This is a genomic window from uncultured Campylobacter sp., assembly GCF_937890585.1.
Classification (GTDB): domain Bacteria; phylum Campylobacterota; class Campylobacteria; order Campylobacterales; family Campylobacteraceae; genus Campylobacter_A.
Window position 1 is genome coordinate 1 of sequence record NZ_CALACG010000276.1, and the last position, 1,947, is coordinate 1,947.

A 1,947-nucleotide genomic window follows, 5' to 3' on the forward strand; every position below is an offset into this window, starting at 1 on the left:
ACATAAAAGAGCCGCCTCTCTTCTTCTAGGCTGCCGCCCATGCTCATTAGCTTTAAATTTGGAAAGCGGTTTTGCGCGAGATCTACTATGAAAACTTGGTCAAACTCAAGCCCCTTGCTCGCATGCACGCTAAGTAGGCTAACGCCCTGCCCTTCGCTCATCTCGTTGCTTCCAAGGGCTAAGAAGTTGTAAAATTTACTGATATCTTGATATTTTTTAGCTAGCTCGCTTAGCACCACACTCTTTGCCATTATGCGCTCTTTGACCTCTTCTTTGAGCGACAGATCGACGTTGCCATTTTTTAGAGTTGCTCTTTTTGTGCTGATGTTTTCGACGATAAGTGAGTAAATTTTGCTAGTTTTTATCTCATTTATCATTGTGGCTGGCTTTGAGACATTTCTCATGCCTCTTAAAAAGTTGTAAATTTCATATAAAAACTGCGCCCCACTCTCGCTTAGCTTTTGCAGTTTTAGCACAGGATGACCTAGGAATTTATCGCTAAAGCCAAGCTTAGAAAACCTTGAAACCTCGGCAAATTCGTCAAGGTCGTCAAAAAGACCAAGCTGGTAGTTTCGCCTTTTGTTTGATGAGATATTTACGCTCTCATCTGGCTCAACTATCCCTTTTATCAAATTTCCATGCCCAAGCTTAAGAAGTGCGTCAAAAATTTCTTTGCTAACTGCGCTACCAACGCCTTTTGCGTATTCGCAGATATGGATAAATGCCATTATATCTTTTGGATTAACATAAATTCCCATGATGTCGATGAGTGCCTTGATCTCACGGCTCTCAAAAAAGCTCACTCCGCCCTTTCGCTTTGAGCCAATACCTCGCTCTTTTAGTGCGACCTCGATACCGTCCGCTGATGAGTTATTTCTAAAAATTATGGCGATATTTTCTCTATTAAATGGCGAAAATGAGATGATATCGGCGATATTTTGATACTGATCAAAAAGCTCGTTATAGACAAGTAGCCTTGGAGGCTTGAAATTTCCCTCTCGGCTAACTGTTAGGTGCTTTTCATAAAGCCTTGGGTTGTTGTTTATGACCTTATTTGCAAGGGCAAGTATGCTTGAGCTTGAGCGGTAATTTACATTTAAAGCGTAGATATTTGCGTTTGGAAAGCGATCTTTAAATGAGCCAATGATCTCGATATTTGCGCCGTTAAATGCGTAGATGCTCTGGTCAAAATCGCCCACGCAAAATAGGCTCTTTGTCTTAAATGCGTCTATTAGGCTACCTTGAAGCGTGTTTGTATCTTGATACTCGTCGATCAAAATTTCATCATAAGCTAAATTTGCCCCTTTTTTTAGCTCATCTCGCATTTTTATGAGAAGGTCGTTAAAGTCAGCGTAAGAAAATTTAGCCTTTTCAGCCTCAAACTCCTCTAGCACGTCTTCATAAATTTCAGCATAAACGCCCTGCTCTTCGCTTTTCTCACTTATCCATTTGCCAAATGTTGTGCCTTGCTCGCTGTTTTGAAATAGCGAATAAAGGTCGTATAGATATGCCCCGCCGTAAGGCTTGACGTCGCTTAAATGGTAAAATTTACGCCTCTCAACAAGACTTTTTAAAAGCGTCTTTAGCTCGCTTGGCTGCTTTAGCGTGACGCCTTTATCAAGGCTTTTTAAAAGCGAAAATGAGACCGAGTGAAAGGTGCCTGCGGTGATTTTGGAGGTGATTTGTTTGTCAAAATACCTATTTAACCGCTCTATCATTTCGCTCGCTGCTTTGTTAGTGAAAGTTAGAAGCAAAATTTTCTCAGGCGCAACGCCTAAATTTAAAAGATGCGCTATGCGAGCGACAATCGTACTAGTCTTGCCAGTGCCAGCTGAAGCGATGATGAGATTGTGTCCAAATGGCGCAGTTGCGGCGGTGTATTGTTCTTTGTTTAACCTAGATAAGGGCATTGTTTCCTCTTTTTTAAAAAGGCCTAATTATAGCTAC

1 protein-coding gene is annotated in these 1,947 nt (G+C 41.3%); it reads right to left on the reverse strand.

Features of this window, described 5'->3' with window-relative positions; all coding sequences use genetic code 11:
- Window positions 1–1,910 (reverse strand): ATP-dependent helicase (locus Q0296_RS08295; RefSeq protein ID WP_298039235.1); only part of this gene is annotated, 1,910 nt, incomplete at its 3' end.
- Window positions 1,911–1,947: the final 37 nt, after the last annotated feature.